The sequence below is a fragment of the Pseudomonas peradeniyensis genome (genome assembly GCF_014268935.2).
GTDB lineage: Bacteria > Pseudomonadota > Gammaproteobacteria > Pseudomonadales > Pseudomonadaceae > Aquipseudomonas > Aquipseudomonas peradeniyensis.
Genome location: NZ_JABWRJ020000001.1, coordinates 352,666 through 378,497 on the forward strand (window position 1 = coordinate 352,666; position 25,832 = coordinate 378,497).

Annotated in this window: 26 protein-coding genes and 5 tRNA genes; 20 read left to right on the plus strand and 11 right to left on the minus strand. The window is 64.4% G+C overall.

The window, feature by feature from the left end; genetic code table 11:
* The first annotated feature begins 95 nt into the window (after nucleotides 1–95).
* The gene (locus HU751_RS01550) at nucleotides 96–314 is read left to right on the plus strand and encodes a DUF1127 domain-containing protein (RefSeq protein ID WP_028691731.1); all 219 of its coding nucleotides are present in this window, start codon (nucleotides 96–98) and stop codon (nucleotides 312–314) included.
* Between the two features lie 76 nt (nucleotides 315–390).
* Nucleotides 391–1,611 carry a winged helix-turn-helix domain-containing protein gene (locus tag HU751_RS01555; protein WP_186735682.1) on the plus strand — a complete coding sequence of 407 codons (1,221 nt, stop codon included), beginning with the start codon at nucleotides 391–393 and terminating at the stop codon, nucleotides 1,609–1,611.
* Here HU751_RS01555 and HU751_RS01560 read toward each other — a convergent pair.
* Complete coding sequence (locus tag HU751_RS01560; RefSeq protein WP_186735680.1) at nucleotides 1,592–2,938, minus strand: class II 3-deoxy-7-phosphoheptulonate synthase; 1,347 nt, start codon at nucleotides 2,936–2,938, stop codon at nucleotides 1,592–1,594. The two genes, HU751_RS01555 and HU751_RS01560, sit on opposite strands and share 20 nt — an antisense overlap.
* Nucleotides 2,939–3,054: 116 nt before the next feature.
* Between HU751_RS01560 and HU751_RS01565 the strand changes: the two genes are divergently transcribed.
* Both HU751_RS01565 and HU751_RS01570 read left to right on the plus strand, forming a co-directional pair.
* Entirely contained in the window at nucleotides 3,055–3,810 is a 756-nt protein-coding gene (locus HU751_RS01565) for a spermidine synthase (RefSeq protein WP_186735678.1), read from the plus strand.
* 490 nt (nucleotides 3,811–4,300) lie between these two features.
* Nucleotides 4,301–5,977, plus strand: coding sequence for a DEAD/DEAH box helicase (locus HU751_RS01570; RefSeq protein WP_186735676.1), 1,677 nt, complete (start codon nucleotides 4,301–4,303; stop codon nucleotides 5,975–5,977).
* A gap of 130 nt (nucleotides 5,978–6,107) precedes the next feature.
* Here the strand turns inward: HU751_RS01570 and HU751_RS01575 are convergent, their stop codons facing one another.
* On the minus strand, nucleotides 6,108–6,860 hold the full coding sequence (locus HU751_RS01575; protein ID WP_186735674.1) for a DODA-type extradiol aromatic ring-opening family dioxygenase: 753 nt from the start codon (nucleotides 6,858–6,860) through the stop codon (nucleotides 6,108–6,110).
* A gap of 101 nt (nucleotides 6,861–6,961) precedes the next feature.
* On the opposite strand from HU751_RS01575, the gene HU751_RS01580 reads away from it, so the two are divergent.
* Complete coding sequence (locus tag HU751_RS01580) at nucleotides 6,962–7,612, plus strand: thiopurine S-methyltransferase (RefSeq protein WP_186735672.1); 651 nt, start codon at nucleotides 6,962–6,964, stop codon at nucleotides 7,610–7,612.
* A gap of 134 nt (nucleotides 7,613–7,746) precedes the next feature.
* On the opposite strand, the gene htpX is transcribed toward HU751_RS01580, so the two are convergent.
* On the minus strand, nucleotides 7,747–8,634 hold the full coding sequence (gene htpX, locus HU751_RS01585) for a protease HtpX (RefSeq protein ID WP_038705666.1): 888 nt from the start codon (nucleotides 8,632–8,634) through the stop codon (nucleotides 7,747–7,749).
* 264 nt (nucleotides 8,635–8,898) lie between these two features.
* A complete protein-coding gene (locus tag HU751_RS01590; protein WP_050704677.1) occupies nucleotides 8,899–10,110 on the minus strand; it encodes a pyridoxal phosphate-dependent aminotransferase in 1,212 nt (403 codons plus the stop codon).
* A gap of 167 nt (nucleotides 10,111–10,277) precedes the next feature.
* On the opposite strand from HU751_RS01590, the gene msrB reads away from it, so the two are divergent.
* Nucleotides 10,278–10,673, plus strand: a complete 396-nt coding sequence (gene msrB / locus HU751_RS01595; RefSeq protein WP_050704678.1) for a peptide-methionine (R)-S-oxide reductase MsrB — start codon at nucleotides 10,278–10,280, stop codon at nucleotides 10,671–10,673.
* A 12-nt stretch (nucleotides 10,674–10,685) separates the two neighbouring features.
* Nucleotides 10,686–11,174 carry a glutathione peroxidase gene (locus tag HU751_RS01600; RefSeq protein ID WP_069017516.1) on the plus strand — a complete coding sequence of 163 codons (489 nt, stop codon included), beginning with the start codon at nucleotides 10,686–10,688 and terminating at the stop codon, nucleotides 11,172–11,174.
* Here HU751_RS01600 and HU751_RS01605 read toward each other — a convergent pair.
* Nucleotides 11,164–13,518, minus strand: coding sequence for a response regulator (locus tag HU751_RS01605; RefSeq protein ID WP_186735670.1), 2,355 nt, complete (start codon nucleotides 13,516–13,518; stop codon nucleotides 11,164–11,166). The two genes, HU751_RS01600 and HU751_RS01605, sit on opposite strands and share 11 nt — an antisense overlap.
* 105 nt (nucleotides 13,519–13,623) lie before the next feature.
* Between HU751_RS01605 and HU751_RS01610 the strand changes: the two genes are divergently transcribed.
* The gene (locus tag HU751_RS01610) at nucleotides 13,624–14,511 is read left to right on the plus strand and encodes an ATP-binding protein (RefSeq protein ID WP_084941800.1); all 888 of its coding nucleotides are present in this window, start codon (nucleotides 13,624–13,626) and stop codon (nucleotides 14,509–14,511) included.
* Nucleotides 14,512–14,994 carry a GAF domain-containing protein gene (locus HU751_RS01615; RefSeq protein WP_186599762.1) on the plus strand — a complete coding sequence of 161 codons (483 nt, stop codon included), beginning with the start codon at nucleotides 14,512–14,514 and terminating at the stop codon, nucleotides 14,992–14,994.
* A 74-nt stretch (nucleotides 14,995–15,068) separates the two neighbouring features.
* Here the strand turns inward: HU751_RS01615 and HU751_RS01620 are convergent, their stop codons facing one another.
* On the minus strand, nucleotides 15,069–15,836 hold the full coding sequence (locus HU751_RS01620; RefSeq protein WP_186599763.1) for a hypothetical protein: 768 nt from the start codon (nucleotides 15,834–15,836) through the stop codon (nucleotides 15,069–15,071).
* 431 nt (nucleotides 15,837–16,267) lie between these two features.
* On the opposite strand from HU751_RS01620, the gene HU751_RS01625 reads away from it, so the two are divergent.
* From HU751_RS01625 to HU751_RS01650, 6 genes are all read left to right on the plus strand, one after another.
* Nucleotides 16,268–16,343: transfer RNA gene (locus HU751_RS01625), tRNA-Glu, on the plus strand.
* Nucleotides 16,344–16,347: 4 nt separating this feature from the next.
* Nucleotides 16,348–16,423 (plus strand) — tRNA-Gly (locus HU751_RS01630).
* A gap of 92 nt (nucleotides 16,424–16,515) precedes the next feature.
* Nucleotides 16,516–16,591: transfer RNA gene (locus HU751_RS01635), tRNA-Glu, on the plus strand.
* A 5-nt stretch (nucleotides 16,592–16,596) separates the two neighbouring features.
* A tRNA-Gly gene (locus HU751_RS01640) sits at nucleotides 16,597–16,672 on the plus strand.
* An 81-nt stretch (nucleotides 16,673–16,753) separates the two neighbouring features.
* A tRNA-Gly gene (locus HU751_RS01645) sits at nucleotides 16,754–16,829 on the plus strand.
* Between the two features lie 248 nt (nucleotides 16,830–17,077).
* Entirely contained in the window at nucleotides 17,078–17,302 is a 225-nt protein-coding gene (locus HU751_RS01650) for a hypothetical protein (RefSeq protein ID WP_186716210.1), read from the plus strand.
* A gap of 63 nt (nucleotides 17,303–17,365) precedes the next feature.
* On the opposite strand, the gene HU751_RS01655 is transcribed toward HU751_RS01650, so the two are convergent.
* Nucleotides 17,366–17,776 carry a PA2817 family protein gene (locus HU751_RS01655; RefSeq protein WP_186735668.1) on the minus strand — a complete coding sequence of 137 codons (411 nt, stop codon included), beginning with the start codon at nucleotides 17,774–17,776 and terminating at the stop codon, nucleotides 17,366–17,368.
* 206 nt (nucleotides 17,777–17,982) lie between these two features.
* Nucleotides 17,983–20,430: an acyl-CoA dehydrogenase gene (locus tag HU751_RS01660; RefSeq protein WP_186735666.1), complete on the minus strand. Its 2,448-nt coding sequence runs from the start codon at nucleotides 20,428–20,430 to the stop codon at nucleotides 17,983–17,985.
* Nucleotides 20,431–20,698: 268 nt separating this feature from the next.
* On the opposite strand from HU751_RS01660, the gene HU751_RS26755 reads away from it, so the two are divergent.
* Together HU751_RS26755 and HU751_RS01665 are read left to right on the plus strand one after the other, a co-directional pair.
* The gene (locus tag HU751_RS26755; RefSeq protein ID WP_062574409.1) at nucleotides 20,699–21,007 is read left to right on the plus strand and encodes a transposase; all 309 of its coding nucleotides are present in this window, start codon (nucleotides 20,699–20,701) and stop codon (nucleotides 21,005–21,007) included.
* Nucleotides 21,008–21,015: 8 nt separating this feature from the next.
* Complete coding sequence (locus HU751_RS01665) at nucleotides 21,016–21,846, plus strand: IS3 family transposase (RefSeq protein ID WP_264082599.1); 831 nt, start codon at nucleotides 21,016–21,018, stop codon at nucleotides 21,844–21,846.
* A gap of 77 nt (nucleotides 21,847–21,923) precedes the next feature.
* On the opposite strand, the gene HU751_RS01670 is transcribed toward HU751_RS01665, so the two are convergent.
* Nucleotides 21,924–22,166 (minus strand): DUF3077 domain-containing protein, encoded by a 243-nt coding sequence (locus HU751_RS01670; protein ID WP_186735909.1) that lies wholly within the window; start codon nucleotides 22,164–22,166, stop codon nucleotides 21,924–21,926.
* A complete protein-coding gene (locus tag HU751_RS01675; RefSeq protein ID WP_186735907.1) occupies nucleotides 22,163–22,402 on the minus strand; it encodes a hypothetical protein in 240 nt (79 codons plus the stop codon). The genes HU751_RS01670 and HU751_RS01675 overlap by 4 nt, the downstream gene beginning before the upstream one ends.
* A gap of 401 nt (nucleotides 22,403–22,803) precedes the next feature.
* Between HU751_RS01675 and HU751_RS01680 the strand changes: the two genes are divergently transcribed.
* The 3 genes from HU751_RS01680 (at nucleotide 22,804) to HU751_RS01690 (ending at nucleotide 25,268) form a co-directional block, all read left to right on the plus strand.
* Complete coding sequence (locus HU751_RS01680) at nucleotides 22,804–23,427, plus strand: glutathione S-transferase (protein WP_186735905.1); 624 nt, start codon at nucleotides 22,804–22,806, stop codon at nucleotides 23,425–23,427.
* A gap of 132 nt (nucleotides 23,428–23,559) precedes the next feature.
* Complete coding sequence (locus HU751_RS01685; RefSeq protein WP_028690973.1) at nucleotides 23,560–24,492, plus strand: ABC transporter ATP-binding protein; 933 nt, start codon at nucleotides 23,560–23,562, stop codon at nucleotides 24,490–24,492.
* A complete protein-coding gene (locus HU751_RS01690; RefSeq protein WP_050704689.1) occupies nucleotides 24,489–25,268 on the plus strand; it encodes an ABC transporter permease in 780 nt (259 codons plus the stop codon). Before HU751_RS01685 ends, HU751_RS01690 begins: the two co-directional genes overlap by 4 nt.
* Here HU751_RS01690 and HU751_RS01695 read toward each other — a convergent pair.
* Nucleotides 25,152–25,778, minus strand: coding sequence for a DUF2062 domain-containing protein (locus tag HU751_RS01695; RefSeq protein ID WP_186735903.1), 627 nt, complete (start codon nucleotides 25,776–25,778; stop codon nucleotides 25,152–25,154). The genes HU751_RS01690 and HU751_RS01695 overlap by 117 nt on opposite strands.
* Nucleotides 25,779–25,832 lie beyond the last annotated feature (54 nt).

Below are 25,832 nucleotides of genomic sequence, written 5' to 3' on the forward strand. Positions count from 1 at the left end.
GCATCAATCTCCGAGATGCATGACATCAGAAACATTCGTTGGATTGATCTTAGGCCTGGGCAGAGACTGGAGCCATCCACAAGGAGGGCGTCAAGATGAAAGGTCATTTCAACGTTGCTCACCAGCCTGGGTCTACCCTCGGCCACCTGTTGCACGATGCCGGCGGGCGGCTGCTGCGCTGGTACGAGCTGCACCGCCAGCGCGACGAACTGGCGCGCCTGAGCGATGCCACGCTGCACGACCTGGGGTTGTCGCGAGCCGATATCCAGCAGGAGGCCGACCGGCATTTCTGGGAGGATCCGTTGCGTAAATGAAGAGGGCTACAATCGCCGGACAAGCCTGTCCGGCGATTGCGTCTTTACTGTCTGAACATCAGACGGAGCCCACTTCATGCCCCTCAGCTTGTCCATTTCCCAGGCCCGCCGCCTGGCCTTGTCCGCCCAGGGCTTCGGCAAGTCGCCCGGCGGCCCGCCGACCCTCGCCAGCCTCACGCGGATGTTCCAGCGCCTGGGCGTGGTGCAGATCGATTCGGTCAATGCCCTGGTACGCTCCCACTACCTGCCGCTGTTCTCGCGCCTGGGCGACTACCCGCACGACCTGCTGGACCAGCTCGCCTGGGGCCAGCGCCGCCAGCGCCGATTGTTCGAATATTGGGGCCATGAAGCATCGCTGCTGCCGCTGGCGTTGTACCCGCTGATGCGCTGGCGCATGGCCCACGCTGCCGACGGCAAGGGCATCTACCGGCAACTGGCCGCGTTCGGCCGCGAGCGGCGCGAGGTGATCGAGCGGGTGCTGGCGGCGGTGCGCGACCAGGGCGCGTTGGGCGCGGGCAGCCTGTCCACCCGCGAGGAGCGCGCCGGCCCCTGGTGGGACTGGAGCGAAGAAAAGCACGCGCTGGAATGGCTGTTCGCCGCCGGCGAGGTCACCGTGGCCGGGCGTCGCGGTTTCGAGCGCCTGTACGACCTGCCCGAGCGGGTGCTGCCGGCGGCGATCCTCGAGCAGGCCCGGCCCAGTGAGGCCGAAGCGCACCAGGGCTTGCTGCTGCACGCCGCCGTTGCCCTGGGCGTGGCCACCGAACAGGACCTGCGCGACTACTTTCGCCTCTCGCCGCAGCAGAGCAAGGCCGCCCTGGCGGTGTTGGTCGAGGACAGGCGCCTGCAGGCCTGTACCGTGCAGGGCTGGAAACAACCGGCTTATGTCGCGGGGGTGCCACGGATTCCCCGGCGTATCGAGGCCAGCGCCTTGCTTTCGCCGTTCGATTCGCTGGTCTGGGCGCGCGAGCGTACTGAGCGCCTGTTCGATTTCCGCTACCGCCTGGAGATCTATACCCCGGCGCACAAGCGTGTGTACGGTTACTACGTGCTGCCGTTCCTTTATCGGGAGCGTATTGCCGCGCGGGTGGACCTGCGCGCCGAACGCGCCCATGGGCGGTTGGCGGTGCATGCAGTGCACGAGGAACCGGCAGGGCTGGACGGGGAAGGGTATCTGGCGCTGGCGGCCAACTTGCAGCGGCTAGCCGCCTGGCTGGGGCTGGAGAGGTTGCAGCTCAACTGCCCCCGCGCCGAGGGCAGCCGGCTGCGTCAGGCGTTGCTCAGCGGCGTACCTGCTTGAGGGTTTCGGCGATCAGGAACGCCAGCTCCAGCGACTGGTCGGCGTTCATGCGCGGGTCGCAGTGAGTGTGGTAGCGGTCGGACAGGGCGTCCTCGGTGATCGGCCGGGCGCCGCCGATGCACTCGGTGACGTTCTGCCCGGTCATCTCGATATGGATGCCGCCAGCGTGGCTGCCCTCGGCCTGGTGCACCTGGAAGAACTGCTTGACCTCGTCGAGGATCTGCGCGAAATCGCGGGTCTTGTAGCCGCTGCTGGCCTTGATGGTGTTGCCGTGCATCGGGTCGGAGCTCCACAGCACCTGGCGCCCCTCCCGTTGCACGGTGCGGATCAGCCCCGGCAGGTGGTCGCCGACCTTGCCGGCGCCCATGCGCACGATCAGGTTCAGGCGGCCCGGGTCGTTGTCCGGGTTGAGCACGTCGATCAGGTGGATCAGCTCCTCGGGGTTCATGCTCGGGCCGACCTTGACCCCGATCGGGTTGTGCACACCGCGCAGAAACTCGACATGGGCGCCATCGAGTTGGCGCGTGCGGTCGCCGATCCACAGCATGTGCGCCGAGCAGTCGTAGTAGTCACCGGTCAGGCTGTCGCTGCGCACGAAGGCTTCCTCGTAGTTGAGCAGCAACGCTTCGTGGGCGGTGAAGAAGCTGGTTTCACGCAGTTGCGGCGCGGTGTCCAGGCCGCAGGCGCGCATGAAGGCCAGGGTCTCGTCGATACGGTTGGCCAACTGGTGGTACTTGTCGGCCAGCGCCGAGTTGGCGATGAAGTCCAGGTTCCACTTGTGCACCTGGTGCAGGTCGGCGAAGCCGCCCTGGGCGAAGGCGCGCAGCAGGTTGAGGCTGGCGGTGGCCTGGTGGTAGGCCTGCAGCAGGCGCTCCGGGTCGGGGACGCGGCTTTTTTCGTCGAAGCCGATGCCGTTGACGATATCGCCGCGGTAGGCGGGCAGGGTGATGTCGCCGATGGTCTCGTCATTGGCCGAGCGCGGCTTGGCGAACTGGCCGGCCATGCGCCCGACCTTGACCACCGGGCAGCCGGCGGCGAAGGTCATGACAATGGCCATCTGCAGCAGCACCTTGAAGGTGTCGCGAATCTTCGCCGCGGAGAACTCGGCGAAGCTCTCGGCGCAGTCGCCGCCCTGCAGCAGGAACGCCCGACCCTGGGTTACTTCGGCGAACTGCCGGCGCAGCTCGCGGGCCTCGCCGGCGAACACCAGCGGCGGGTAGCTGGCCAACGTCTGCTCCACCTTCAGCAGGTGCGCGGCGTCGGGGTAGATCGGTTGCTGCTGGATCGGCAGGGCGCGCCAGCTGTCAGGGGTCCATTGTCGGGTCATCGCAAGCTCTATCCATAAGTGTCGTTAAGGCCTGCCAGCCATGGTACGCCCGGGTGTGCTTGTTGCACCACCGGCATTGGCGGACAATGGGCGTTTTGCGCGGGCAGGTGGTAAGGATGGCGACGGAGCGGGAAGAGCGGCTGCTGGCACGGGTCGAGGACGCCTTTGGCGTCATCAGCGTGTACGAGGTGGATGACTATCGCTTCCTCGAGTTCGGCGACGCCATCGAGCAGAGCTGCACCTTCACCGCCGATCCGAGCTGGCTGGAGTACGACTACACCCGCGCCATGCTGGTCGGCGCGCTGTGCCACGGGCAGCCGGAGAGCGCGCTGTTCCTCGGTCTTGGCGCCGGCACCCTGACCCAGGCGTGCCTGAAGTTCCTGCCGCTGGAGGATGTCGAGGCCATCGAGCTGCGCCCCGACGTGCCGCGCCTGGCCATGGAGTACATGGGCCTGGACGACGACCCGCGGCTGTATGTGCGGGTGGGCGACGCCCTCGAGCTGCTGCCCAGCGCGGAGAAGGCTGACCTGCTGTTCGTCGACCTGTATACCGACTATGGTCCCGGTGTCGGCCACCTGGCCTGGGGCTTCCTGGAAAACTGCCAGAAGCAGTTGAACCCCGATGGCTGGCTGGTAATCAACCAGTGGGCCGGGGACGACGGCAAGCCGCTGGGCGCGGCCTTGTTGCGTGGTTTGTACCACCGCCATTACTGGGAGCTGCCGGTGAAGGAGGGCAACGTGATCCTGCTAGTGCCGGCGGACCTGGAGCAGGCGCTGGATATCGATGCCGTGCGGGCGCGGGCCGCCGCGCTGGCGCCGCAGCTGGGGTATTCGCTGGAATACCTGATCAAGGAAATCCGCCCGGCGACCTGATGAGCCGCCCAACGCGATCCCTGTGGGAGCGGCCTCGTGTCGCGAAAGGGCCGCAGCGCGGCCCCGGGATATGTGCCCACCTCAAGATCGCCGGGGCCGCCTTGCGGCCCTTTCGCGACACAAGGCCGCTCCCACAGGGGATAGTTTCCCTGCGCGACAGCGTAGCCCGAAGGGCTGGGCGATCTTCTACAGGGAAACGATTCAGCCTGGATCCAATGTGGGTCTTGGCCGTCGAAATATTTCTCACAATTCACGGCTATTTCGGGTATAGTACGCGCCGGTCTTTTAGCGGACCTCAAAATCAGGTGGTGCAAATCCTCCGAATCCAGCTTCGGCTGCGCGTCCGCTAGGCGGACCTTCCCAAGACGTTCCTATTTCAATCGTTTTCGCAAATCCCCGCCGCCAAAGCTGCCTGGGTGACCGACTGGTCTTTCAAGGCATGTGCAGCTTTGGAGCATGGGTCTTTGCGGATGCACCTAGAGGCAGACCCATGACCCAGGAAACCGGCGGATTCGCCGCTCTCGAACTCAATCCGAACATCGTTGCTGCCGTCCTGGCCACCGGCTATGAAGAGCCGTCGGCCATCCAGCAACAGTCGATCCCGATCATCCTCGCCGGTCACGACATGATCGGCCAGGCGCAGACTGGCACCGGCAAGACCGCTGCCTTCGCCCTGCCGATCCTCAACAAGATCGACGTGAGCAAGCGCGAACCGCAAGCCCTGATCCTGGCGCCAACCCGTGAGTTGGCGCTGCAAGTAGCCACCGCTTTCGAAACCTACGCCAAGCAGATGCCGGGCGTTAACGTGGTGGCCGTGTACGGTGGTGCCCCGATGGGCCCACAGCTGCGTGCCATTCGCAATGGCGCACAGATCGTCGTCGCCACCCCGGGCCGCCTGTGCGACCACCTGCGCCGCGACGAGAAAGTCCTGTCCACCGTCCAGTACCTGGTACTCGACGAAGCCGACGAGATGCTCAAGCTGGGCTTCATGGATGACCTCGAAGTGATCTTCGATGCCATCCCTGCCACCCGCCAGACCGTGCTGTTCTCCGCCACCCTGCCGGCCTCGATCCGTGCCATCGCCGAGCGCCACCTGCGCGAGCCGAAGCACGTCAAGATCCAGAGCAAGACCCAGACCGTGACCGCGATCGAGCAGGCCCACCTGATGGTCCACGCCGACCAGAAGATCCCGGCCGTGCTGCGCCTGCTGGAAGTGGAAGAGTTCGATGCGCTGATCGCCTTCGTGCGTACCAAGCAGGCCACCCTGGACCTGGCCGCCGCCCTGGAAGCCAAAGGCTACAAGGCTGCCGCGCTGAACGGCGACATCGCCCAGAACCAGCGTGAGCGCGTGATCGACTCGCTCAAGGACGGCCGCCTGGACATCGTCGTCGCCACCGACGTCGCTGCCCGTGGCCTGGACGTGCCGCGCATCACCCACGTGTTCAACGTCGACATGCCGTACGACCCGGAGTCCTACGTGCACCGTATCGGCCGTACCGGCCGTGCCGGTCGCGATGGCCGTGCGCTGCTGCTGGTCACCCCGCGTGAGCGCCGCATGCTGCAGGTGATCGAGCGTGTCACCGGTCAGAAAGTCGCCGAAGCCCGCCTGCCTAACCCGCAAGCCGTGCTGGATGCGCGCATCAAGAAGCTGACCAAGAGCCTGGCGCCGCTGGTGGCCGAGTCCGAGGCCAGCCACGGCGAGCTGTTCGACCGCCTGACCGCCGACCTGGGCTGCACCCCGCGTGCCTTGGCCGCGGCCCTGCTGCGCAAGGCCACCAACGGCCAGGCGCTGGACCTGGCTTCGGTGGAGCGCGAGCAGCCGCTGGTGCCGACCTACACCCCGCGTGAGCGTGGTGAGCGTACCGAGCGCGGCGAGCGTCCGGACCGTGGCGAGCGCGAGCGCCGTGCGCCAATGCCGCTGGCCGAAGGCCGCGTGCGTTGCCGTACCGCCCTGGGTGCCCGTGACGGCATCGCCGCCAAGAACCTGCTGGGCGCGATCCTCAACGAGGGTGGCCTGGCGCGTGACGCCATCGGTCGTATCCAGGTGCGTGACAGCTTCAGCCTGGTCGAGCTGCCGGAAGACGGCCTCGAGCGCCTGCTGACCAAGCTCAAGGACACCCGCGTGGCCGGCAAGCAGCTGAAGCTGCGCCGCTACCGCGAAGACTGATCCTGGCGCTGCAATAAAAAATCCCCGGCCACTTGGCCGGGGATTTTTTTTGCCTGACGCTCAGCTGACCCCGATCCCTGTAGGAGCGGCCTCGTGCCGCGAAAGGGGCGCAACGCGCCCCCGGCGTACGTCAGTCGAACCGATAGATATCCATCCCCAACGCCCCCAGCGTAAACCCCTGGTGCACGATCCCAAACCGTCCGCCAGCCCCCATGGCGAAGAACAACGGCAAAAGGTGTTCGTCACTGGGATGGTTACGCACCGCAAACGGCGCCTGCCGCCGATAATCCACGAGCGCCGTCTCATCCCCGGCACTTGACCGATCCACCACCCAGTCACGAAACGCCAGCGCCCAGGGCTCGACCGCATCCGGCCCGGCGTGCCAGTCCAGCTCGCCCAGGTTATGGGTGATGCTACCCGAGCCGACCAGCAGGATGCCTTCTTCGCGCAGTGCCGACAGCGCCCGGCCAACCTTCAGTTGCAGATCGGGACCGGCCTGGCTGGGCAGCGACACCTGAACCACCGGAATATCCGCCTCGGGATACATCAGCGACAACGGCACCCAGGCACCATGGTCGAAGGGCCGCTGCTCATCCAGCCGGGCTCCGAGAAGTTCGGACAGCCGCCTGGCCAGCGCCGGTTCGCCGGGCGCCGGGTACTGCACCGCATACAGCGCTGGCGGAAAACCATGGAAGTCATGCCAGGTCTGCGGCTGCGGGTTGCTCATCACCAGCAGTTCGCGGCTCTCCCAGTGCGCCGACACCACCACGATCGCCTTCGGCCGGGGCAGTGCGCGGGCCAGCGCGGCCAGGGCCGGGCCGCTGGCGCCGGGTTGCAGGGCGAGCATGGGCGATCCATGGGAGATGAACAGGCTGGGCAGCATGGCGGGGTCCTGGCAGGTAAGATGCTGCCATCTTCGATCAGCTTTCGATCGAGATCCAATATAAGTTTTCACAGGCTTTTATCGAAAAACCGGGAGGAATCATGGAGCCAGCGTTCTGGCACAAGCGGTGGGCGGACAACCAGATCGGCTTTCACCAACCTCAGGTGAACCCGTACCTGCAGGCGCACTGGTCGACGTTGGGGCTGGCCCACGGCGCGCGGGTGCTGGTGCCGCTGTGCGGCAAGAGCCTGGACCTGCTCTGGCTGGCCGCCCAAGGCTATAGGGTGCTGGGGGTGGAGCTGTCGCGCAGGGCGGTGGCGGACTTCTTCACCGAACATGGCCTGGTGGCGCAGATTGCCCGGCACGGTGCCTTCGAGGTGTGGCGCAGCGATGAGGTGGAGCTGTGGTGCGGGGATGTGTTTGCCTTGCGCGCCGAGGATCTGGCGGAGTGCGCGGGGGTGTATGACCGGGCGGCGCTGATCGCCTTGCCGCTGGCGATGCGCGAGCGCTACATGGCGTTGTTGGGTGAGCGGTTGCCAGCGGCCTGCCGTGGGCTGCTGGTGACCCTGGATTACGACCAGGGATTGATCGACGGGCCGCCGTTCTCGGTGCCGGACGCCGAAGTGCGGGCTGGGTTTGCCGGGTGGCGGGTCGATGAGGTCGAGGCGCGGGAGATTCTGGGCGAGAGTCCGAAGTTTCTCAAAGCTGGTGTCGAAAGTTTGGTTGAGCGAGTCTACAGCGTTCGGCGTTGAAGCCATCGCGGGGCAAGCCCGCTCCCACGCCTGCACCAAACGGGCTGGTGTGGGAGCGGGCTTGCCCCGCGATGGGGCCGGTACTGGCAATGAAAAAGGGCGACCGAAGTCGCCCTTTCTTGTTGCTGCCTGGATCAACCGCGACGGCGCAGGGCGTCGATACGGTCTTCCAGCGGCGGGTGGCTCATCAGCAGGCCGGCCAGGCCATGCTTGAGGCCGCCATTGATACCGAAGGCCTTCATGGTGTCGGGCATGTGCACCGGCAGGCCCTGTTCCGAGCGCAGGCGCTGCAGTGCACCGATCATCGCGCCGGTACCGGCCAGGTGGGCGCCGGCTTCGTCGGCGCGGAACTCGCGGCGACGCGAGTACCACATGACGATGATGCTGGCGAGGATGCCCAGTACCAGCTCGGCGACGATGGTCGCGATGAAGTAGGCGATGCCGTGGCCTTCTTCGTTCTTGAAGATCACCCGATCGACGAAGTTGCCGATGATACGGGCGAAGAACATCACGAAGGTGTTCACCACGCCCTGCACCAGCGCCATGGTGACCATGTCGCCGTTGGCCACGTGGCCGATCTCGTGGGCCAGCACCGCACGCACCTCATCGGGCGAGAAGCGCTCCAGCAGGCCCTGGGAGACGGCGACCAGCGCGTCGTTGCGGTTCCAGCCGGTGGCGAAGGCGTTGGCCTCGTAGGCCGGGAAGATACCCACCTCGGGCATCTTGATGCCGGCCTCGCGGGACAGTTCCTCGACGGTCTGCAGCAGCCACTGTTCGTGGCGGGTGCGCGGCTGGGTGATGATCTGGGTGCCGGTGGTCATCTTCGCCATCCACTTGGAGATGAACAGCGAGACGAGCGAGCCAGCGAAACCGAACACGGCGCAGAAGACCAGCAGCTGGCCGAGGTTGAGGTCAACCCCGTTGGCCGCCATGAACCCGTTGAAGCCGAACAGGCTCAGGGTAATGCTTGCAACCAGCACCACCGCGAGGTTGGTGGCTACAAACAACAGAATGCGCATCATGGTTGTTACGTTCTCCTGACGGATAAGTTCGTTGCGTACTGCGGGGTATATAAGGGGGAGGGCGCGGCTATTCAACCGGGCGACTATTTCAAACTGTGTACGCGAGGAGTATGGCAGAGGATGCCGGGCGTACCGTGGGATAGAGCGTTGCAGGATGTAAGGCGAAAACATCGCGGGGCCAGTCGCATCGGCGCACCGCCGCTCCCACGCCAGCTAGCGTGGGAGCGGCGTGGGAGCGGGCTGGCCCCGCGATGACGGTATCGCTTACTGCGAATAAGTGCGCAGGAAATTGCCGATCCGGCCAATGGCCTGTTCCAGGTCATCCACCCGCGGCAGCGTCACCACGCGGAAGTGGTCCGGCCATGGCCAGTTGAACGCCGTGCCCTGGACGATCAGCAGCTTTTCCGACAGCAGCAGGTCGAGCACGAACTTCTCGTCGTTGAAGATCGGGCAGACCTTCGGGTCGATCTTCGGAAACGCGTACAGCGCGCCCATCGGCTTGACGCAGCTCACCCCGGGGATGGCATTGAGCAGCTCGTAGGTGCGGTTGCGCTGCTCCAGCAGGCGGCCTGGCGGCAGTACCAGGTCGTTGATGCTCTGGTAGCCGCCCAGGGCGGTCTGGATCGCGTGCTGGGCCGGCACGTTGGCGCACAGGCGCATGTTGGCCAGCATGTCGATGCCTTCGATGTAGCTCTGGGCGTGGTGCTTGGGCCCGGAGATGATCAGCCAGCCGGAGCGGAAGCCCGCCACCCGGTACGACTTGGACAGGCCGTTGAAGGTCAGGCACAGCAGGTCCGGGGCCAGCGACGCGGTGCTGATGTGCACGGCCTCGTCGTAGAGAATCTTGTCGTAGATCTCGTCGGAGAACACCACCAGGTTGTGCTGGCGGGCCAGCTCCAGCATGCCCAGCAGCAGCTCTTTCGAGTAGACCGCGCCCGTCGGGTTGTTCGGGTTGATGATCACCAGGGCCTTGGTATTCGGGGTGATCTTGGCCTTGATGTCGTCCAGGTCCGGGAACCAGTCGGCCTGCTCGTCGCACAGGTAATGCACCGGCTTGCCGCCGGCCAGGCTCACCGCGGCGGTCCACAGCGGGTAGTCGGGCGCCGGGATCAGCACCTCGTCGCCGTTGTTGAGCAGCGCCTGCATCGACATCACGATCAGCTCGGAAACGCCGTTGCCGAGGTAAATGTCCTCGATGGTGACACCTTCGATTTCCTTCTGCTGGCAGTACTGCATCACCGCCTTGCGCGCGCTGAACAGACCCTTGGAGTCGCTGTAGCCCTGGGCGGTGGGCAGGTTGCGGATCACGTCCTGGAGGATCTCGTCCGGCGCCTCGAAACCAAACGGCGCCGGGTTGCCGATGTTCAGCTTGAGGATGCGGTGGCCTTCCTCTTCCAGGCGTTTGGCGTGCTTGAGCACTGGGCCGCGAATGTCGTAGCAGACATTGGCGAGCTTGTTCGATTTGCTGAACTGCATGATGAGATCCCGAGTGAGAATGCGCGCCGCCCTTGCTCGAAAGGTTTGAAAGGGCGGGAAGCGGGTGCCAGACTGGCGGCCTTGCACACGAAGCCAACTAATATACGTGCCACCCGCGCCAGGGAAAAGCCGGTGCGAGGTGAAAATCAGCCTGCCGAGGTCCCATCATGCAAAAGATCGACAAAACCCTGGACGAATGGCGCGCCATGCTCGATCCGGCCCAGTACCAGGTGTGCCGGCTCAAGGGCACCGAGCGGCCGTTCAGCGGCAAGTACAACAGCGAGCGCCGCGACGGCATCTACCACTGCATCTGCTGTGACCTGCCGCTGTTCGACGCCAAGACCAAGTTCGATTCCGGCTGCGGCTGGCCGAGCTTCTACGCGCCGATCGAGGAGGCTGCGATGATCGAGATTCGCGACACCTCCCACGGCATGATCCGCACCGAAGTCACCTGCGCCCAGTGCGATGCCCACCTGGGCCATGTATTTCCCGACGGCCCGCCGCCGACCGGGCTACGCTACTGCATCAACTCGGTGTGCCTGGACCTCAAGCCACGCGATTGACGGAGAGCGAACATGGCCGATGCGCTGCTGGACATCCCCTGCGTCACCCTCGGTGGCGAACAGAAAGTGCTGGGCGACTTCGCCGGCAAGGCGCTGCTGGTGGTCAACACCGCCAGCCAGTGCGGTTTCACCCCGCAGTACAAGGGCCTCGAACGCCTGTGGCAGGACTACCGCGACCAGGGCCTGGTGGTGCTGGGCTTCCCCTGCAACCAGTTCGGCAAGCAGGAGCCGGGTGACGCCCGCGAGATCGCGCAGTTCTGCGAGCTCAACTTCGGCGTGAGTTTCCCGCTGTTTCGCAAGATCGAGGTCAACGGCCCCGGTGCCCACCCGCTGTTCGCCGAGCTCAAGCGCCGCGCGCCGGGCGTGCTGGGCACGCAGAAGATCAAGTGGAACTTCACCAAGTTCCTGGTCGACCCACGCACCGGCAAGGTCAGCCGCTTTGCCCCGACCACCAAGCCCGAGGCACTGAAATCGGCGATCGAGCCGCTGCTCAACCGCTGACCGGCACCCAGTGCTCGATCAGCGCCAGCAGTTCCTCGCGGCGGAACGGCTTGGCCAGGTAGTCGTTCATGCCCGCGGCGCGGCAGCGCTCGCGCTCCTCGGGCATGGCATTGGCGGTCAGCGCGACGATCGGCAGCTCCGGCCAGCGGCTGCTCTGGCGGATGCGCCGGCTGGCCTCGTAGCCATCCATCACCGGCATGTTGCAGTCCATCAGCACCAGGTCGAAGCTGCCTTGCTCCAGGCAGTCCAGGGCTTCCTGGCCGTGGGCGGCCACCTGCACCTGACAGCCGAGCTTGCCCAGCATGCCCTTGGCCACCAGCTGGTTCACCGGGTTGTCCTCCACCAGCAGGATGCGCGCCCTGAGCTCGCGCGAGGCCGGCACCTCGTGGGGCAGTGGCGCGTTGGGCTCGCCCTGCAAGGTGCGGCGCAGTGTCTGGTACAAGGCATTGCGTGCCAGGGGGCGGGCCAGTTGCTGCAAGGGCGCCAGTTGCTCGGCCTGCTCGGTGGGCAGGAAGTTGCCGTAGGCGGTCACCAGCAGGATCGGCGCCTCGATGGCCGGGCGCAGGTCGAGCACGTGGTCCAGGTCGTCGGTAATCAGCAGGTCGACGGCCGTGCCGGCCAGGTCCTTGGCATCCTCATGACGCGCGTATTCCAGCCCCCAGCGCGGCAACAGCCCCGCCAGCAGCTCGGCCAGGCCACTGCCGGGGTTGCCCAGGGCCACCACCCGTCCGTTCAATGGCGCCGGCGGGATCGCCTCGGTGTGCGCCGGTAGCGGCAGGTCGGCGCTGAAGCGGCTGCCGAAGCCGGTTTCGGACTGGATATGCAGGTGCCCCTGCATGGCCTGGCACAGGTTGCGGGTCAGGGCCAGGCCCAGGCCAGTGCCGCCGTACTGGCGAGTGATGCCGGCGCCAGCCTGGGTGAACGGCTGGAAGATCCGCGCCTGGGCCTCCTCGGGGATGCCGATGCCGGTGTCGCTCACCTCCAGGCGGATACCGCCGACGATGCTGCTCAGGCGCACATCGACGCGGCCGAAACGGGTGAACTTGAGGGCGTTGGACAACAGGTTGCTGACGATCTGCCGCACCCGGGTCGGATCGCCCAGCACCGTGCTGGGGAAGTCCGGGGCGACCAGGCAGGTCAGCTCGACGCTGGGCGCGGCATTTTGCGACAGCAGGTTGGCGGTGTCCTCGACCATGGCGCCGAGGTCGAACGGAATGCGCTCGAGCTCCAGCTGGCCGGCGTCGAACTTGGACAGGTCGAGGATATCGTTGAGCAGCTCCACCAGTACCTTGCCCGAGTCGTGGGCGATCGACAGCTGCTGGCGCTGCTCGGGCGCCAGGCCACTGTCCAGGGCCAGGGCGATCATGCCCAGCATGCCGTTGAGCGGGGTGCGGATCTCGTGGCTCATGTTGGCCAGGAAGGCAGCGCGGGCCTGGGCCATGTCCAGGGCGCGCTGGCGCGCTTCGTCCAGCTCCTGGTTGGACAGGCTCAGGCGGCTGTTGCTGGCCTTGAGCTCGGTGGTGCGCGCCGAGACGATGTCCTCCAGCTCGTTGAGGTACTGGGTCAGGCGGTTCTCGGCGGTGCGCCGCTGCTGGATCTCGGTGGCCATGCTGACGAACTGCTGGTTGGCGACCCGCACCAGCACACCGATCTCGTCGTTCTCGTGGCCCCTGGGGCAGTCCACGCGGTTCTGCCTGGGTGTGCGCGCATCGTTGCCGCTGAGCGCGCCGATCACCGTCACCAGCGGCTTGGTCAGCATCAGGTAGAACAGCGCCAGGAGGATGCCGGTAAGCACCAGGCTGCGGGCGAAGCCGTTGACCAGGGTAACCCCGGCCCGATCGAGGAAGCGCCCGCCGAAGGTGTAGGTGTCGACATCCAGGTAAAGGGTGCCGAGGTATTCATCGGGCATGTGGGCGAGGAACAGCCGGTCCTGGAACTGGCGCTGCTCGCCGAACAGGAAGTCCGACAGCGCTCGGTAGCGGCTTTCCATGCTGGGCCGCTGCACGTCGGCCAGTACCGTGTCGTTGTTGTCGATCAGCCGCGCGCGGATCAGCGCCGGCGATTTCAGCAGGCCGCCGGTCAACTCCTGGGCCAGTTCCGTGTCGATGTTGTAGGCGATGCGCGAGGCCGTGTCGTGGCTGATCTTCAGCAGTGCCTGAATTTCACGGTTGATGGACGCGTCTTCGCTGGCATAATCGATGCCGATCTGGATGAGACTGAGCAATGTTCCCAGGATGAAGCCGACCAGGACTGTCAACCGGGCTTGCTTGTATGACAGGCGATTGGTGAACTTGATATCCATGGGTCCCAAGCCGGTTACTTGCTCCGTGCGCTGCGCAAGCATAGCCGATCAGCCCTGGCTGCTGGCGGGTCTGTCTGTTCATTTCAGTTGATCGTCGATAGTGGGTCGCTGCGCGCCCCCCAAAAACTGAAATCAATAGGAGTCGTAATGGACGCCCGTCTCAATGCTTTCCTCGACCGCGCCGAATCGGTCCTCGCCCGCCTCGAACCCTTGTTGCCGGCCCCGCGCCCGGACATCGACTGGACCCGCACCCTGGCCGCCCGCTGGCAACGCGACGGCCGCAGCGGCTACCTGATGCCGCTGGAGGTCAGCCTCGATATCCGCCTGTCCGACCTGATCGGCGTCGACCAGCAGCGTGAACAGCTGGGCCGCAACACCCACCAGTTCATCAACGGCATGCCGGCCAACCACGCCCTGCTGTGGGGCTCGCGCGGCACCGGCAAGTCGTCGCTGGTGCGCGCGCTGCTGGCCGAGCATGCGGGCCAGGGTCTGCGCCTGATCGAAATCGAGCGCGACCACCTGGCCGACCTGCCGCGGGTGGTCGAGCAACTGCAAAAGCTCGAACAACGCTTCATCCTGTTCTGCGACGACCTGTCGTTCGAAGCCGGGGAGGGCGACTACCGGGTGCTCAAGAGCGTGCTCGACGGCTCGCTGGAGCAGGCCCCGGACAACGTGCTGCTGTACGCCACCTCCAACCGCCGCCACCTGGTGCCTGAGAAACAGAGCGACAACGAGAACTGGAAGATGGTCGACGGCGAGCTGCACCCCAACGAGGCTGTGGAGGACAAGATCGCCCTGTCCGATCGCTTCGGCCTGTGGCTGTCGTTCTACCCGTTCAGCCAGGAGCACTTCCTCAACGTGGTCGAGCACTGGATCGGCCAGCTGGCACGCCCGGCCGGGCTGCAGTGGCAGCGCAGCGAAGCGCTCGACATCCTCGCCGTGCGCTGGGCCACCGGCCGCGGCAACCGTAATGGCCGTTGTGCCTATCAGTTCGCCCGCTACTGGGTCGGGCTGCAATTGCTGGAGCAGAAATAAATGATCGACCTCAACGCCAGTGGCCAAGGCCTCGACGGCTACGACCTGCTGGCCGCGCAAGTCCAGGCGCTGTTCGCCGACGAGCGCGACTTCATCGCCAACGCCGCGCAGTTCTCGGCCTTCCTGTACAACCAGGTAGAGGACCTGAACTGGGCGGGCTTCTATATCAACCGCAACGAAGAGCTGGTGCTCGGCCCGTTCCAGGGCCAGGTGGCGTGCGTGCGCATCCCGTTCAGCCGGGGCGTGTGCGGTGCCGCGGCGGCCACCCGCACTACCCAGCGGGTCGAGGACGTGCATGCGTTTCCCGGGCATATCGCCTGTGACAGCGCGTCCAACAGCGAGCTGGTGATCCCGTTGGTCAAGGCCGGCAGGCTGATCGGCGTGCTCGACCTGGACAGCCCGAAGCTGGCGCGCTTCAGCGAAGCCGACCAGGCGGGGCTGGAGCGGTTGGTCGAGGTGTTCCTCGAGTTGACCGATTGCTGAAATGAAGAAGGGGCCTGCATTGGCCCCTTTCTTTATCAAGATCGCTGGGGCGCAAAGCGCCCCCAGAATCTCGATCAGTCGTAAATAACCTTCTTCTTCCAGGTCTCATCCTCGTCAGTCTTGAGCCCCTGGGTCAGCGCGTTCTGTTCATTCTCCGCCGGCTCCATCTGGTCCAGCACCTGGGCATTGGCCCGGTTCAGCAGTTTCTCAAGGTAAGTCAGCTGCTCTTCATACTGCTTGGGCTCAGGCTGCTTGCGCAGGTACTGCACGCCACGCTCGAACGCCAGGCGCGCCTGCCCCGGCTGGTTCTGCTGCAGGGCCTGCTGGCCGAGGTTGTTGAAGAACTCGATATGCAGCAGCACCAGGATATGGCGGATCTCCTTGACCCAGTACTTGCCTTCGTTGGTCGCGAGGAACCCCTCCTGGGTGGCGCGCACGATCTGGTTGTGCAGCAGTTCCAGCAAGAAGCGCACATCCTTGGCCTTGACCTCGGTGTGGATAGGCGAGGGCGGGTTGCTCACCGGGATCCTCTCGCCTTGGCCGATTAGCCCTTCCAGCTCGGCGATGCGCGCCTTGAGGTCGCCACTGTGCTTGTCCAGGGCCAGCTGGCGCTGGTTGAGGTTCAGTTCCAGGCGGGTCAGCAGCAGCTTGAGCGCGGGCGTCATGAACTGCCCGGGGAAGGTCTCGGTGATTTCGCCGCAGCGGCGCAGGCGGTCGGCCAGCTCGACCTTGAGCCGTGCACGCTCGAGCTTGCCGTTCTCGACCACATTGTTGAGGTAGCCGATCACGATCAGCAGCGCGATACCCGCAACGATAAGCAGGGTGATCAGAAGTGGTGTCACCGTTAACGCCTCATGAAGAAGTTTTGCATCTATCGAGAGTGTAGTGAGTCCGCCCGAAAGCGAACAGTGCAGCCTGGCGGAACAGCCTGCGCTCCCTCATATCTGTAGATATGCGTGGGAGCGGGCTAGCCCCGCATGGGCCCTCAAGCCTTGCCTATATGTATCGGCCCGTAATCCAAAACCTACAGATAGTGGCATATCGCCACGAGCTTGCCGAGGCAACGTCAGAAAAGCAACGCCAATCCCCGGACGCATCCTGCACCACCGCCCATGACGACGGGAAGTCATTGATTTAAATAAATTTCTACAAAGGGGTTGACGACCTTCCAAGGCATCCATAGAATGCGCGCCACTTGCAGCGTAAAGCACACAGCGAAACGCGGCAGGGAGTGAAAGCAAGCAGTACTTTGAATAGGTAGTGCAAGCAGTGTGTCCCCTTCGTCTAGTGGCCTAGGACACCGCCCTTTCACGGCGGTAACAGGGGTTCGAGTCCCCTAGGGGACGCCATATTGCGGGAATAGCTCAGTTGGTAGAGCACGACCTTGCCAAGGTCGGGGTCGCGAGTTCGAGTCTCGTTTCCCGCTCCAGTTTCTCCGGCACTGCTTCGGCAGGGCAGGAAAAGAAAATCCAGGCTGAATCGTGAGGTTCATGTTCTGGTACGCTGAAAAGCGTCGGCTTAGTCCCCTTCGTCTAGTGGCCTAGGACACCGCCCTTTCACGGCGGTAACAGGGGTTCGAGTCCCCTAGGGGACGCCATATTTGCGGGAATAGCTCAGTTGGTAGAGCACGACCTTGCCAAGGTCGGGGTCGCGAGTTCGAGTCTCGTTTCCCGCTCCAGTTTCAACGCATCGTTTCCGACGGTGCAGGTGGTGAAGGTCGTCAAGGCGCTTCACGCCACATGCGGTAAAGCTTCACCCTGCGGGAATAGCTCAGTTGGTAGAGCACGACCTTGCCAAGGTCGGGGTCGCGAGTTCGAGTCTCGTTTCCCGCTCCAAATTGAAAACGCCACTTCGTTTGAAGTGGCGTTTTTTTTTGCTCGCGTGGTTGGTTTTTGGGGCGAGCTGGCTCAGCACACCTATCAATTTTGCTAGTTGGCTAATGTCGTCTGAGGGCGTACAACGGCATGGCGCTACTCGTTACGTGCCCGATGTTCGTACTCATACCATCAGTTATTACTCTGTCTGGGGAGAATGTTGGGCGCGCCTGATCCCACTCCATTCTGCCTTGAACAAGGAAGGAGCAATGACCGTGACGATCGAAAAGACGGATTTGGAAGTCCAGCTGGAGATATGTAAACGGGCGGTCGATGCGTGGAGGCGTTATGAAGAAAGTAAAGGGCAGCAGCCCCCTTCGCAGGTAGAACGACTTCGACTGGAAGCAGAGTTCTTATGTTCTTCGGCGCATCATTTTTTCGGGGGTAAGGCTAGGATTCCCGCAGATTTGCTAGATCGTGATTTGGCGGAGTGAATTCACTTGTCCCGCTCAGGTGATTGGGGTTCCCGGCCCAGATGGGGCCGGGATGCATCTACATCAGTGAATATCACCCTGAGCAGGCTTGGCTAGCAGTTGCTTTTCTTGGTGCCAATCAAACGCTTCGCCGTTCTGCTCTGCCTCGTAGCGTCGCTCTTCCAGCGTCTGGTAAAGCTCCAGCTCTTCATCCGGCATGAAGTGCAGGCAATCCCCACCAAAGAACCACAGCAGGTCACGCGGCACCAGGTGGGCGATCTGCGGATAACGCTGGATCACCTGGCAGATCAGGTCCTGGCCCAGGTACTGGCTTTCCAGCGGGTCCTGGGGCAGCAGGGTGAGCAGTTCGTCGAAGCGCTCGAGGAACAGGGCGTGGCTTTCCTCCGGGACCTGTTCGGCTTCACCCAGCGCGGCCAGGATGGTGCGCAGGTGGTGAAGCAGTTGCAGGTGGTATTCCAGGTGGGGGTTGGCCATGGCGGCGGTCCTCGGGGTGGTTGAAACGGGGGGCGGAGTATACGCCGGTTTTGCATGGGCTGGCAGCGTGGCTGCCTGTGCTGGCGCTATCGCGGGGCAAGTCGCATCGGCGCACCGCAGCTCCCACACCCACACTAGTCGCATCTGTGGGCGTGGGAGCGGCGGTGCGCCGATGCGACTTGCCCCGCGATGCGGTCGACCAATTCTCAGCGCACTTTGCCTGCCTCGGACAACAGCACGTCCTTGTCGAACGCATCCACATCGATCACCACCCGCCGCGCCTGCTCGGCCTGATGCAGGCGCTGGCCTTCCTCCGCCTGCAACACGCCCGCTTCGATGGCGGCGTCGATCACCGACTGCCCCGGTGCCGCCTGCACCTTGCCTTCCTTGACCGCCTGATGCAGCGCCTTGTGTAGCGGGGCGGCATCGTCCAGCAGGTCGCAGGCCGTCTGCAGCGCGGCCACCGGGTCGCCCTCGGCCTGGGGCCTGAAGCAGCCCGCCAGCAGCTCTTCCAGCGCCGGGTCGCCTTTGCGGCGGCCGATCAGTGCCGCCACCTCGGCATCCAGTTCATCGCTGGGCCCGGTATGCCGGCGGCCGAACGGGAACACCAGCACCCGCAGGGCGCAGCCCAGGAAGCGGTTGGGGAAGTTGTCGAGCAATGCGTCCAGCGCTTTCTCGGCCTGCCCCAGGCTTTCCTCCAGCGCCCAGCGCAGCAGCTGGCGCAGGTGCTCGGGCGAGCCGAGGTCGTGGTAGCGCTTGAGCGCGGCGCTGGACAGGTACAGGTAGCTGAGCACATCGCCCAGCCGGGCGCTCAGGCGTTCGCGGCGCTTGAGCGCGCCGCCCAGAAGCATCATCGACAGGTCGGCCAGCAGGGCGAACGCCGCCGCCTGGCGGTTGAGGGCGCGGAAGTAGCCCTGGCTCAGGGCATCGCCCGGAACCTTCTCGAAATGCCCCAGGCCCAGGCCCAGCACCAGGGTGCTGGCGGCGTTGCCGGCGGCGAACAGGATGTGCTGCAGCAGCAGGTCGTCGAACTCGTTCAGCGCCTGGTCGTGGTCCTCGCGCCCGGCCAGGGCCATTTCCCTGAGCACGAACGGATGGCAGCGGATCGCGCCCTGGCCGAAGATCATCAGGTTGCGCGACAGGATGTTCGCCCCCTCGACGGTGATGAAGATCGGCGCGCCTTGCCAGTTGCGGCCCAGGTAGTTGTTTGGGCCCATGATGATGCCCTTGCCGCCGTGCACGTCCATGGCGTGCTGGATGCATTCGCGGCCGCGCTCGGTGAGGTGGTACTTGAGGATCGCCGACAGCACCGAGGGTTTTTCCCCGAGGTCCACGGCCTTGGCGGTGAGCAGGCGGGCGCTGTCCATCAGCCAGGCGTTGCCGCCGATACGCGCCAGGGACTCCTGGATGCCTTCGAAGGCGGCCAGCGGCACGTTGAACTGTTCGCGCACGCGGGCGTATTGGCCGGTGACCAGGCTTGTGTACTTGGCCGCGCCCGTGCCGACCGCCGGCAGGGAGATCGAGCGGCCCACCGACAGGCAGTTCATCAGCATCATCCAGCCCTTGCCGAGCATGGCCTGGCCGCCGATCAGGCAATCCAGCGGCACGAATACGTCCTTGCCGCTGTTGGGGCCGTTCATGAACGCGGCCCCCAGCGGCAGGTGGCGCTGGCCTATTTCCACGCCGGGGAGGTCGGTGGGGATCAGCGCCAGGCTGATGCCCAGCTCGGTCTGCTCGCCCAGCAGGTGGTCGGGGTCGTAGGCCTTGAAGGCCAGGCCTAGCAGGGTGGCGACGGGGCCGAGGGTGATGTAGCGCTTTTCCCAGTTCAGGCGCAGGCCGATGACTTCTTCACCCTGCCACTGGCCTTTGCAGATGACGCCGGTATCGGGCATGGCCCCGGCGTCGGAGCCGGCCAGGGGGCCGGTGAGGGCGAAGCAGGGGATGTCGTCGCCACGGGCCAGGCGCGGCAGGTAGTGGCTGCGTTGTTCGTCGGTGCCGTAGTGCAGCAGCAGTTCGGCCGGGCCCAGGGAGTTGGGCACCATCACCGTGGAGGCCAGGTCGCCGCTGCGGGTGGCCAGTTTCATCGCCACCTGGGAGTGGGCGTAGGCCGAGAAGCCCTTGCCGCCGTATTCCTTGGGGATGATCAGGGCGAAGAAGCCGTGCTGCTTGATGAAGTCCCAGGCTTGCGGCGGCAGGTCGAGGTCCTGGCCGATCTGCCAGTCGCTGACCATGGCGCACAGCTGCTCGGTGGGGCCGTCGATAAAGGCCTGTTCCTCCTCGCTGAGCCTGGGCGCGTCGTAGTCAAGCAGGGTGTTCCAGTCGGGGCGGCCGCTGAACAGGTGGCCGTCCCACCACACGGTGCCAGCGTCGATGGCTTCGCGCTCGGTCTGCGACATTGGCGGCAGGGTGCGCTGGAACCAGCTGAACATCGGCGCGGTGAACAGCTTGCGGCGCATCTCGGGCAGGACGAAGAAGGCGGCCTTGAGGGCGATCACCACCCAGATCAGCGTCAGCAGCCAGCCCGGCGCCGTGCTGAACAGGCCCATGAGCAGGGTGTAGGCGGCGATTGCCGCGAGGATCTGCAGTGGCGCCAGGCGCCGATGCAGGAGATACGCGGCGCCTAGCACCAGGACCAGCAACCACAACAGCAGCATGATTCTTCCTCCTTGGAAGCGGGGGGCGGGGGCGATCCACAGAGCTTAGACGTGTTGGGGTGGATGGCCTGCCTAGGAGATGACAGGGTGGGGCGCTGGGAGTTCGTTCGGTGACTGTCGATGGATCCTGGGGCCGCTTTGCGGCCCTTTCGCGACACAAGGCCGCTCCTACAGGGATACGCGTACTCCTGTAGGAGCGGCCTTGAACTGGCCTAATGATCCCGGACACCTCTTAAGGGCGATATGATTCGCCCATTCAGGAGGTTCCATGCAAGAGCGAAAGACCTATACCCGCGAGTTCAAGCAACGTGCTGCAAGCATGGTTCTTGACGACAACTGTTCGGTTCCCGACGTCTGCGCATCGATGGACGTCGGTCCAACGGCTCTGCGCCGGTGGGTGGATCAGGTTCGTAAAGAACGCCAGAAAGGACAGCCAGTGCCAGGCACCAAGGCGATTAGTGACGAACAGCGGGAGCTCCAGCAGTTACGCGCCAAGATCAAACGCTTGGAGACCGAGGCCGAAATATTAAAAAAGGCTACCGCTCTCTTGATGTCGGATCCCGGTCGTTTTTCCTGATCGAGGAGCTGAGAGAGTCAGGCTCGTATCCGACCAGCCAGCTTTGCAGTGTTCTGGGCGTTTCCCGTAGCGCGTTTTACGACTGGCTCCATCGCCGCTCAGTACCGGATACCGAGCGCGATGCGCTCAGGGAAAAGGTTGTGCAACTGCATGCTGAAAGCAGAGAAAGTGCCGGTGCAAGAATGATCTCTCAGTACTTGAAGGCCCAGCAACTCAAAGTGGGAAGGTATCTGGCTGGAAGACTTATGGCGGAGGCAAACCTGACCAGCAGGCAGCGCCGTCGCCACCAATATCGCTCTAAAGGTGTTGAGGCATTTGTGGCCAAGAATGTCCTTGAACGTAATTTCCGGCCAGCAGCAGTCAATCAGGTTTGGTGCGGCGACGTTACCAGCCTGATGGTCGGAAAGCGCTGGTATCACTTGGCTGTGGTCATTGACCTGTTCGCCCGCCGGGTCGTTGGCTGGGCATTTTCTCTGATCAATGACGCCAACCTGGTCGCCAAAGCACTGAGAATGGCTGTGGAAGTACGAGGCAAGCATACGGGCTTGATGTTTCATTCGGATCAAGGTTGCCAATACACGAGCCAGCGCTTCCAATCCGAACTGCTTGAGCATGGCATAACCCAAAGCATGAGTCGTAGAGGCCAATGCTGGGACAACGCACCGACAGAGCGCTTGTTCGGCACGCTCAAGTCAGAGTGGGTGCCCACTAAGGGCTACACAGAGATCGAAGAAGCCAGACAGGATATGACCAGCTTCTTCATGCGTTACAACCGAGTCAGGCTCCACAGCTACAACAACTACCTGTCGCCAATAGCCATGGAGCAGCAGGCGGCTTGATCACCGTAATCGGTGTCCGGAAAAACTTGACCAGAACACCTTGTGTCGCGAAAGGGCTGCGCAGCAGCCCCCGGGGTTCATGCGGTCTTCCGGTTCAACCCCACCTCCATGTCATCGATCAGCGCCTTGGCCATGGCGCTGAGGATCCGCGCCGAGCTGCCGGCCAGCAGGTCGCCTTCCATCTCCGCCTCGCAGGTCAGGTGGCGGATGCAGCCGAGCAGCACCGACAACTCGCTGAAGGCGTCTTCGAACGTAACACCCGGCTCGACCTTGAACAGGTCGAGGCAGGTGGTGCGGCCCGCGGTATGCCCGCGGCTCATGGCTGCACCTGCGGCTTGTGCTCGAGCAGGGCGCAGGCCAGCTGGCCGAGGTAGTCGCTGGCGGTGAACAGGCGGTCCTGGGTTTCGCCGGGCTCGGTCTTGAAGTAGATGTCGAGGACGTCGGAGATGGCGGTGGCTACTTCGACGGCGGCGGCCATGGCGTCGTCGCGGGGGAGGGTGGGGCGGATGGTGATGAAGTGGGAGAGACGGGGTGGGTCTGGGACGATTTTTTTCATGGTCGAGCTTCCTTGTGGTTACGAGTAACCACCACCCGCATCCTTTCTCACGAGATCAAGGTGGCAGCCATGTACGAGGTGAGAAATCCGGGCCACAAGGTAAACCCGGCCAGACCGAGGTCTGCCCGTACACGGCCACCATGACGGAGGCGCGTTACCGTTGTGGAAATCGGGTTTCTCACGCCCGGTCACCCAATTGGGCGACCCGATGAAGTTATCCCCGGGGTATTTCCCCGACAACGCGGCGGCTTCCGGCAAGCGCGTAGGATAGTTCCCAAGCTTTGCTGGCTGAAGCATTTGGTTTCAGGTTCGGAAATATCTGACAGATCGCGGGGGCCGCTGGCACCGCCCACCGCTTGGAGTAGACTGACCCCCCTCCCGCATTCATTAAGGACGTTGCCATGCTGAAGATCTGGGGCCGCAAGAATTCGAGCAATGTGCGCAAGGCGTTGTGGATCGCCCACGAGCTGGGCCTGGACTTCGAGTCCATCGATGCCGGCGGCGCCTTCGGCGTGGTCAACGAACCGCATTATCGGGCGCTCAACCCCAACGGCCTGGTGCCCATGCTCGAAGACGCCGACCTGGTGCTGTGGGAGTCCAACACCATCGTGCGCTACCTGTGCGCCGAGTACGGCGCGGAACAAGGCTGGTACCTCGACGACCCGCGCCAGCGCGCCCTCGCCGACAAGTGGATGGACTGGACCACCTCGTCCTTCGCAGGCCCCTTCCGCCCGCTGTTCTGGGGCCTGCTGCGTACCCCCGAGGACCAGCGCGACTGGGTGGCGATCAACGCCGCGCACAAGCAGTGCGCGCAACTGCTGGCCATCGCCGACGAGACCCTGGCCAAACAGCCGTACCTCTCCGGCGAGCAGATCGGCATGGGCGACATTCCCCTGGGCAGCTTCATCTACGCCTGGTTCGAAATGCCCATCGAACGCCCGGCCATGCACCACCTCGAAGCCTGGTACGCGCGCCTCAAGCAGCGCCCGGCCTACCAGGCGGCGGTGATGACCGCCCTGACGTGACGCCACTTCGATAGTCATTATCAATAGATGTGACTGTACTTGTGCGGCCGGCCCTTGCACCATGGCCGCACTCACTGCGCCAGTGACTTCACCTGGCGTGTCCCGCACCCTTTTCTCGGTACCCGACCCGCTATGAGTTCCGCCCTGTCCATCCGACAGCTGACCAAGACCTACGGCAACGGTTTCCAGGCCCTCAAGGGCATCGACCTGGACGTTTCCGAAGGCGACTTCTTCGCCTTGCTCGGCCCCAACGGCGCCGGCAAGTCCACCACCATCGGCATTCTCTCGACCCTGGTGAACAAGACCAGCGGCACGGTGAATGTGTTCGGCCACGACCTGGACCGCGAGCCTGCGGCGCTCAAGCGCTGCCTGGGCGTGGTGCCCCAGGAGTTCAACTTCAACCAGTTCGAGAAGACCTTCGACATCGTCGTCACCCAGGCTGGCTACTACGGCATCCCGCCCAAGGTGGCCAAGGAGCGCGCCGAGCAGTACCTGACGCAGCTCGGGCTGTGGGACAAGCGCGACGTGCCGTCGCGTTCGCTGTCCGGCGGCATGAAGCGCCGGCTGATGATCGCCCGGGCGCTGATCCACGAGCCGCGCCTCCTGATCCTCGACGAGCCGACCGCCGGGGTGGACATCGAGCTGCGCCGTTCGATGTGGAGCTTCCTCACCGAGCTCAATCAGAAGGGCATCACCATCATCCTTACCACCCACTACCTCGAAGAGGCCGAGCAGCTGTGCCGCAACATCGGCATCATCGACCACGGCACCATCGTCGAGAACACCAGCATGCGCCAGTTGCTGGGCAAGCTGCACGTCGAGACCTTCGTCCTCGACCTCAAGCACGACCTGCCCGCCGCGCCTGAGCTGCAGGGCTACCCGTGCCGGCTGATCACCCCGCACACCCTGGAGGTGCAGGTGGACAAGGACATCGGCATCACCGCGCTGTTCGGCCAGCTGGCGCTGAAGAACATCGAGGTGCAGAGCCTGCGCAACAAGACCAACCGACTCGAGGAGTTGTTCGTGTCCCTGGTGGAAAAGAACCTGTCGAAGGTGGCCGTATGAGTGTGGAGCTGCGCACCAACTGGGTCGCCCTGAACACCATCGTCTACCGCGAAGTGCGGCGCTTCCTGCGCATCTGGCCGCAGACCCTGCTGCCGCCGGCGATCACGATGGTGTTGTACTTCGTGATCTTCGGCAACCTGATCGGCCGGCAGATCGGCGACATGGGCGGCTTTACCTACATGGAGTACATCGTGCCGGGGCTGATCATGATGTCGGTGATCACCAACTCCTACGGCAACGTGGTGTCGAGCTTCTTCGGCAGCAAGTTCCAGCGCTCCATCGAGGAACTGATGGTGTCGCCGGTGTCGCCGCACACCATCCTCGTCGGCTATGTGCTGGGCGGCGTGCTGCGCGGGCTGGCGGTGGGGGTGATCGTGACCATGCTGTCGCTGTTCTTCACCCACTTGCAGGTGCATCACCTGGGCGTGACCATCGTCGTGGTGCTGCTGACCGCGACCATCTTCTCGCTGCTGGGCTTCGTCAACGCGGTGTTCGCGCGCAACTTCGACGACATCTCGATCATCCCGACCTTCGTGCTGACGCCGCTGACCTACCTGGGCGGGGTGTTCTATTCGATCAACCTGCTGCCGCCGTTCTGGCAGACCGTGTCGCTGGCAAACCCCGTGCTGCACATGGTCAACTCGTTCCGCTACGGCATCCTAGGGGTGTCGGACATCAGCATCGGCACGGCGATCAGCTTCATGCTGGTGGCCACCGCGCTGCTCTACCTGCTGTGCGTGCGCCTGTTGGTCAGCGGCCGCGGCATGCGTGCGTAGGCATCGGCACTGGCGCCGGCGCCACTGCCGGCCCACCCACCAGCGCCAGTAGCCCATGGTGGTGAAGTAGGCGAGCACGCCGAGCACCACCCCGCACACCACCGAGCCCAGCAGGAACGGTTGCCAGATCGTCGCCAGCTGGTCGGTGACCCAGTCGACGGTGATCTCGTCGGGCAGCGTGCGCGGCGGCACCTGCATCAGCCAGGCGCCGGTCATGTAGGTGACGAAGAACACCGGCGGCATGGTCAGCGGGTTGGTCAGCCACACCAGGCTCACCGCGATCGGCAGGTTGCCGCGCACCGGGATCGCCAGCGCGGCGGCCAGCAGCATCTGCATGGGGATGGGGATCAGCGCCGCGAACAGGCCGACGCCCATGGCCCGCGCCACCGAATGGCGATTCAGGTGCCACAGGTTGGGGTCGTGCAGCAGCTTGCCGAAAAAGCGTAAGGACTTGTGTTCGCGGATGCTGGTCGGGTCCGGCATGTAGCGTTTGAACAGACGGCGCGGCATGTGGGCTCCCGGCGGGGTTGAAGGGCGTCAGTATGCCTTGATTGAAGCGCAGCC